The 6938-nt window shown below is 73.7% G+C and carries 7 protein-coding genes; 3 read left to right on the plus strand and 4 right to left on the minus strand.

The genetic code is table 11. The features are described from left to right. Positions 1 to 348 precede the first annotated feature (348 nt). Both VFZ20_RS01280 and purE read right to left on the minus strand, forming a co-directional pair. Positions 349 to 1509, minus strand: a complete 1161-nt coding sequence (locus tag VFZ20_RS01280) for a 5-(carboxyamino)imidazole ribonucleotide synthase (RefSeq protein WP_329681999.1) — start codon at positions 1507 to 1509, stop codon at positions 349 to 351. Further along, positions 1506 to 2000, minus strand: a complete 495-nt coding sequence (gene purE, locus VFZ20_RS01285; RefSeq protein WP_329682000.1) for a 5-(carboxyamino)imidazole ribonucleotide mutase — start codon at positions 1998 to 2000, stop codon at positions 1506 to 1508. Before purE ends, VFZ20_RS01280 begins: the two co-directional genes overlap by 4 nt. 330 nt (positions 2001 to 2330) lie before the next feature. Here purE and VFZ20_RS01290 point away from each other — a divergent pair, with 330 nt between their 5' ends. Continuing rightward, positions 2331 to 2891, plus strand: a complete 561-nt coding sequence (locus tag VFZ20_RS01290) for a hypothetical protein (protein ID WP_329682001.1) — start codon at positions 2331 to 2333, stop codon at positions 2889 to 2891. On the opposite strand, the gene VFZ20_RS01295 is transcribed toward VFZ20_RS01290, so the two are convergent. Then, positions 2888 to 5545, minus strand: coding sequence for a BTAD domain-containing putative transcriptional regulator (locus VFZ20_RS01295; RefSeq protein ID WP_329682002.1), 2658 nt, complete (start codon positions 5543 to 5545; stop codon positions 2888 to 2890). The two genes, VFZ20_RS01290 and VFZ20_RS01295, sit on opposite strands and share 4 nt — an antisense overlap. Positions 5546 to 5625: 80 nt before the next feature. Further along, positions 5626 to 5772: a hypothetical protein gene (locus VFZ20_RS01300; protein ID WP_329682003.1), complete on the minus strand. Its 147-nt coding sequence runs from the start codon at positions 5770 to 5772 to the stop codon at positions 5626 to 5628. 211 nt (positions 5773 to 5983) lie between these two features. Here VFZ20_RS01300 and VFZ20_RS01305 point away from each other — a divergent pair, with 211 nt between their 5' ends. Both VFZ20_RS01305 and VFZ20_RS01310 read left to right on the plus strand, forming a co-directional pair. Next, on the plus strand, positions 5984 to 6223 hold the full coding sequence (locus VFZ20_RS01305) for a hypothetical protein (RefSeq protein ID WP_329682004.1): 240 nt from the start codon (positions 5984 to 5986) through the stop codon (positions 6221 to 6223). Positions 6224 to 6450: 227 nt separating this feature from the next. Beyond that, positions 6451 to 6765 (plus strand): nucleotide pyrophosphohydrolase, encoded by a 315-nt coding sequence (locus VFZ20_RS01310; RefSeq protein ID WP_329682005.1) that lies wholly within the window; start codon positions 6451 to 6453, stop codon positions 6763 to 6765. Positions 6766 to 6938 lie beyond the last annotated feature (173 nt).

Raw genomic sequence — 6938 nt, forward strand, 5'->3', positions numbered from 1 at the left:
GGCATCCGCGTTTTTTCGTGGAGGCGGGGATGGGGCTTCCGCACGTGATCCGATCCGCATCCCGCGGCACCTCATCGACCCGGGGACGGTCCGCGCGTGGAGACACGGTCCGTGGGCCGGCTACAAGCTCCTTCGCCGCCGCGGGCGAGCATCGCGCGGCGGCTCCTCGGGATGACGTGTTTCCGCGGAGGCCATCCTCGCCCCGAACGATCAGGATGACGCTTCTCCGCGGGGCGCTCCTCCCCCCAGAGGATGCTCCCCGCGGCGGACGGTCGGCACGCCGGCAGGGAATCGGCCCGGGCGCATCATCCCCCTGATCGCGATCGGGAAAGGGCGGCCCGGGCTGGGTCAGCGCGTCATCCGCTCCCAGGCGTCCACGGCCGCACGGGCCGCCTCGTCCGCCGTGTCGGCCAGGGTGGTGAGGTGGCCCATCTTGCGGCCGGGGCGCGCCTCGGCCTTGCCGTACAGGTGCAGCGCCGTGCCCGGGATGGCCAGCGCGTTTGCGGCGCCGGGCCGGCCCAGCCCCGTCCCTGAATCCTCGCCCATGAGGTTCACCATGGCGGCTGGCCGCAGCAGCCGCGCGTCGCCCAGGGGCAGCCCGCAGACGGCGCGCAGCTGCTGCTCGAACTGGCTTACGGGGCACGCCTCCCAGGTGTAGTGCCCGGAGTTGTGCGGCCGCGGGGCGATCTCGTTCATGAGGATGCGCCCGTCCGCCGTGACGAACATCTCCACCGCCACCAGGCCGATCACCCCCAGCCCCTCCGCGAGGGTGCGCGCCACCCGCGCCGCCTCGTCCGCGATGGCGGGCTCCACGCGCGCGGGGACGACGGACAGGTGCAGGATGCCGCGCCGGTGCTCGTTCTCGGCGACGGGAAAGGTGGAGATCTCGCCGCTGGCGGAGCGGGCGCAGACCACGCTGACCTCCATCCGGAAGGGGACCATGGCCTCCAGGATGAAGTCGTCCGCGCCGGAGAGGGCCGCCCATGCAGTATCGGCATCGGCCGCCTCGCGGATGACTGCCTGCCCCTTGCCGTCGTAGCCCATCCGCGCCGTCTTGAGGATGGCGGGCGCGCCGATCTCGCGCAGGGCGGCGTCCAGGTCCTCGCGGGTGCGCACGGCGCGGTACTCGGCCGTGAGCACGCCCAGCCGGCGGGCCGCGTCCTTTTCGCGCACGCGGTGCTGCGCCACTTCCAGCACGTCCGGCGAGGGGTGGATGCGCACGTGCTCGCGCATGGCGCGGAGCGTGGCCACGTCGGCGTTCTCCCACTCCAGCGTGACGACGTCGCTGCGGCGGGCCAGCTCCAGGCACGCGTTCACGTCCTCGAACGGCGCGCGGATGTGGTGGTCGCAGAACTGCGCGGCCGGCGTGTCGCTTCCCGGGTCGAGAACGACGACGCGGTACCCCATCCGCCGCGCCTCCAGGGCGAACATGCGGCCCAGCTGCCCGCCGCCCATCATCCCGATGGTGCCGCCCGGCAGGATGGGCGCGTCCAGTCGATGGTCCGTCATGCCGCCGGCTCCGGTCGCAGGGCGTCTTCGGCCATCCGCGCCGCGTAGGCCGTGAGGCGGGCGCGGATCTCCGGCTCGTGGCTGCCCAGGATGCGCGCCGCCAGCAGCCCCGCGTTGGCCGCGCCCGCCTTGCCGATGGCGACGGTGGCGACGGGCACGCCTTTGGGCATCTGCACGATGGACAGGAGCGAGTCCAGCCCGTTGAGCGTGGACGACAGCACGGGCACGCCGATGACGGGGAGCACGGTCTTGGCGGCCGTCATCCCCGGCAGGTGGGCCGCGCCGCCCGCGCCGGCGATGATGACCTGGATGCCGCGGCCCTCGGCCTGCTCGGCGTAGCGGAACATGCGGTCGGGGGTGCGGTGGGCGGAGACGATCTCCATCTCGTACGCAATGCCCAGCTCGTCCAGCACGCGGGCCGCCTCCTGCATGGTCTCGCGGTCCGAGCGGCTGCCCATGATGATGCCGACGCGCGGCGTGTTGTCGCTCACGTGGTTGCCTGTACGGTCAAGCGGAACGGGTCGGATTCCGGAAGCGCGGCAATGTATGCGGGGCGCCGGGCGGATACAACGGACGCGGGAGGGCTCGCGCGGATGGGGACGGATTACGCGGGCGGAGGCGGGAATCACGGCCGGGCGGAGCGCCCCCCATCCCCGGCCCTTCCCCCATAAGCGGCATGGGGGAAGGGAGAGGGTTCGCGCGGGAACAAGGATCGGCGGATCAACGCCGCGGCTGAGAGTGGGTTGATGCACGGCCGGTAGCTTGGTCTTCGACCGACGCGGCGAAGGCCACGCGGGGACCACCCACCCTTCAGGAGGACCATGACCCAGCTCAATGTCCCGTTCGAGCTCCTGCGCGAGATCGCCGAAGCAGCCAGCGGCCTGCGGAACAAGGAATTGTGGATCGTCATCTCCGGCGAGCCCGCGACGTTCGAAGTCGTGTACGAAAACCCGCCTTCGCCCACGGATGAGCGGGTCGTGATCCATTGCCCTGCCGACCCGGACCCGGAGCCCACGCTGAACGTCGCGGTGATCGGCGCGGACCAGACGAGTGTGAACCTGCTGGATCTGAAGGTGGAGCCACAGCCCCCGTACCCGGGCCCGTACAAGGCGGACGCGGCATTCTGGAGCGTTTCGGCGGTAGAAAAGTTTCTCGTCCCGTACTACGCGTCGGTGCACGGCGACAAGGGCCCCGCGTATGCGCAGGCCGTGCTGAACGTCCTGCTCCAGCCGTCATCGGAGCCCGACGCCGCGTTCGCCGTGGCGCACCTGCCCAGCTCGGAGTACGTGCCGCTTCCCCTGGAAGCCGGCGCTTCTCTCGTGGTGCCGCACCTGGTCGTGCTCACTCCCTCCGGACCCCGTCGCCTGACGGTTCCCGGCTAAGACGCCTCCAGCGCGCGGACCAGGGGATCGGCCTGGAGGTAGGCGCGCAGCTCGGGCCGGGCGCGCGTCATCCGCTCCACCAGGGCGCGGGCGCCGGCCGTGTCGCCCAGCATCAGCCGCACCCACGCCTCGTCGTAGTCCAGCGAGAACCCCAGGCCGGGGTCCGCCCCCACCTCCCTTCGCGCCCGGGCGACCACCGCCCGGGCGCTGTCCGCGTCGCCCGCCCGCGCGGAAACGGCCGCCGCCACCATCCGCCGGTAGAAGGGCGCGTAGAATCGGCCGTGGGCGCGGGCGCGGGCCGGCGGGTCCATCCGCTCCAGCTCCGCCACCAGCCGCCACGCCGCGCCGGGATCCGGCGGACGCGACCGGTCGTTGCGCAGCAGCGTCAGCCGGCACTCCGTGAAGTTGGGATCGGCGGGGAACTGGGCCCGGCCCGCCTCGCACTCCGTGCGCGCCCGGGCGTAGTCCGCCTGCCACAGGGCGATGAAGAACAGGCGGTGGCGGATGTCGGCCGCGTCGTCCAGGTAGGCGTCCTCGGCCAGGGCGCGGCGGGCGGCCAGGTCGCTCTCGGCCAGGCGTCCGCGGATGCGCAGCAGCTGGCTGAGCGTGCTCCACGCGTTGGCGCGCGTGGGCTGCGCGCCCACGGCCCCGCGCAGGTCGCGCTCCGCCGAGTCCAGCAGCACGCGCTGCCGCACCGAGTCGGGCGAGTCGAGCGAGCGGCGGTAGAGCGCCGTGCCGCGCAGCTCCAGCGCCTCGGCGCGGGCGGCGCCGCGCGCCAGCACCTGGCCGCCGCGCTCGCCGGCGGAGCGCAGCCACGCCTCCCGGGCGGCGCCGCGCGCGAGCGTCGCGCGGTCGGTGTCCACCCAGCCCCGCAGCAGCACGGGCTGGGGCCAGCGCGGGTCGGCGGCCTGGGCGCGGACCAGCAGCGAGTCCGCCCCGGCCAGCAGGCGCGCGGCCGTGCCCACGTCCAGCGAGTCGCCGCCCGCCAGCATCTCCCGCGCCTCGCGCCTGCGCTGCTCGGCCAGCAGCAGGGCCTGGCGCGCCTCGCCGCTCTGCGTCTCTTCCGCCGCGGCGCGCAGCCGCACCTCCGTCCCCAGGCGGCGGCGCAGGGCGGCGGCCACCTCCGCCGCCACGGCCCGCTCCAGCGCCACCACGTCGCCCAGCGGGCGGCCCACCTCGCGGCTCTGCAGGCGGCGGTGCGTGTTGGCGTCCACGAGGGCCACGGTGACCCACACGCTGTCGCGGGAGCGCTGCACGGTGCCTTCCACCACGCTGCCCACGCGCAGCTCGGCCGCGAGGCTGTCCATGTGCACGGCCGCGCCGGCGTACGGGCGCACCCCGCCGCGCGACACCACGTCCAGCGCGCCCACCTGGCTAAGCTCGTGGATCAGCCGCTCCGTGAGCCCCGCGGCCAGGTACTGCAGCTCGCCCCGGGGCGTAAGGTCTTCGAAGTACAGCACGGCGATGCGGCGCGGGTCGTACGCCGGCCCCGGTCCCTCCGCGTCGCGGTGCCGGCTCCATCCCGTGAGGAGCGACAGCAGCATCCCCAGCATCACGCCGCCCAGCGCCGCCCACTGCGCCCCCGTTCGCCGATGCCGCGCGGCCGGCGGGACGGCGGGGCGGGCCGTCGGCGCGCGCGGGGCGCCCGGTGCCGCGACGGGAACGGCGGAGGATCGGGATGCGCCACCGTCGTCCCCGCGCGAGACAGGATGGGACGCGGATCCGGGATGAGGACCGGGGGCCGGAACGGGAACGACGTCCGCACCGGGCTCCGCGTCGGATTCGAGAGACGGGGCGGCGTGCGGTTCCTCCTCCACGTCGGCCGGTGAAGCGGATTCGGGCGCGGAGGTGGATTGGGAGGCCGGGATGACCGCCGGCGCCGGTGGCGCAACGGGCGCGGGTGCGGGGATGGGCGCCGGAGCGGTGACCGCCGGCGGCGCGGAGGGAGCGGTGCGGGCCGGCTCGCGGACGACCGCGGGCGCGGGAGGCCGGAGAGGCGCGGCGCGCAGGCGCGTCACGAGGTCCCGCACGTCCGCGCCCGGCTCCACCCCCAGCTCCTCGCGCAGCAGGGCGGCGTGCGTCTCCGCCACGCGCAGGGCGGCGGGCGCCTCGCCCGCGGCCTCCAGGGCGCGCATCAGGCGAAGGGTGGTGCGCGGGCTGAACGGGTCGTGCGCGGCCAGGCGCCGCCACCAGTCCACGGCCCGCAGCACGCTCCCCTCCGCCTCGGCCGCCTGGGCCAGCTCCTCCAGGGCGCGGGCGTACGCGCGCGCCAGCCGGTCGCGCTCGCCGTCGGCCCAGCGCTCGAACTCGGGCGCGTCGGCCACGTAGAACCCGTCCAGCAGCGGCCCGCGGTACAGGGTCGCCGCGCCTTCCGTGTCCCCCGCCTCCAGCCGGTCCTGGAACTCGGCCACGTCGCTGGCCACCCGCGCCAGGTCCAGCGTCACGTCGCCCGCCGACACCGCGTAGACGGCGCCCTCGCCCAGCTCCTTGCGCAGCACGTACAGCGACTCGGACAGGTTGTGGCGGGCCGCGTCCGTCGTGAGCTCCGGCCACAGAAGGCCGATGAGCCGCTCGCGGGCAACGGGACGTCCCCTGGCGACCGCCAGCACGGCCAGCAGCGCCATCCGGCGCTTGTGGGCGGCCCGTCCCCGCACGGGCCCGTCGGGGCCGGAAAATGTGGGGCTTCCGAGCAGCTCCAATCGAAAAAGATTGTGCATTCCTTTGAATCAACCCGCTAGATGATCTCCCGCAGCAAATCACGTTGATGAGAAGGCGCCAGAATGTGTTCGCGTTTCGCCACCGACGCAAGCGCCGGCCCCACGGGCGCGGCGAACCGGATGATTCTCACCTCCACCCGCGCGCCATGTTCCCGGAACGTCATCGCCTGTCCGCCCCTCGCCCGCCCGCCACGGGCTGGAGAAAGTGCGGCGAACAGGTCACGGGATGCGCCGCGTGCGGCAGCGCCGCGGCGGCCGCCGCGAACGCGCCCGCCCGCCCGCCGCCCGTCCTCCCTCGAGGAAACGAGATCACCACCGACCGGGCGGGACGATCCCGCGCGGACCATCATCCACGAGACAACGGAGACACACATCATGAGCACTCCCTTCGACGGCAGCTGGAACAGCGGCTCGGCGCGCATCAGCTCCCAGGCCGACCTGGTGACCATCCAGATGCCCGGCTCGGGGCGTCCCGACGCCAGCGGCTCGGCCGCGACCGTGGGCGGGCCGGTGATCTACGCCAACTTCCGGGACGACGCGCCGTTCACGGGCGTGCTGTCCACGGACGGGCGGCAGATCCTGTGGAGCAACACCACCGTCTGGACGCGCGACTGACGCAGCGCGCCGGCGGGTCGCGGCATCCGCGGAAGGCCGCGCGGGTGCCGCGGGGCCCGGCCGTCCGGGAGGTCCGATCACGCGGGGGGACCCACTCCCGGATCCGGGCGGACGGCGAGAGGGGCAGGGTCCGGCGCACGGCGCCGGACCCTCGCCTTGTTTCCATTTGGGAACACGCCTAGGTTGGTGCCTGGCGACGAAACGGACGGACACGGGGCGGGGAGCGCATGGACCTGAACGAGATCCAGCAGCAGGTAGACGCGTACATCGGCCAGTTCAAGGAAGGCTACTTTCCCCCGCTGGTGAACCTGGCGCGGCTCACGGAGGAGGTGGGCGAGCTGGCGCGCGAGATCAACCACCAGTTCGGCCCCAAGACCAAGAAGCCCGACGAGCCCGAGGGCGACATCGCCCTGGAGCTGGGCGACATCCTGTTCGTGGTCGTCGTGCTGGCCAACCAGCTCGGGATCGACCTGTCCGAGGCCGCGCGGCGCACGCTGGCGAAGTACAAGGTGCGGGACGCGGACCGGTGGGAGCGGAAGTAGGGACGGACGGTAGGGAACAGGGAACAGGGAATAGGGAATAGGGAATAGGGAGTCGCCTGCAACTGCTTGATCCGATTGCGGATGAAGCGTATCGGCTGCACCAGGTTCGAACCAGCGGGAGGGGCGGATGGGGGACGAGCGGAAGGTGGTGGTGATCACGGGCGCCAGCGGCG

The organism is Longimicrobium sp., assembly GCF_036280135.1.
Classification (GTDB): domain Bacteria; phylum Gemmatimonadota; class Gemmatimonadetes; order Longimicrobiales; family Longimicrobiaceae; genus Longimicrobium.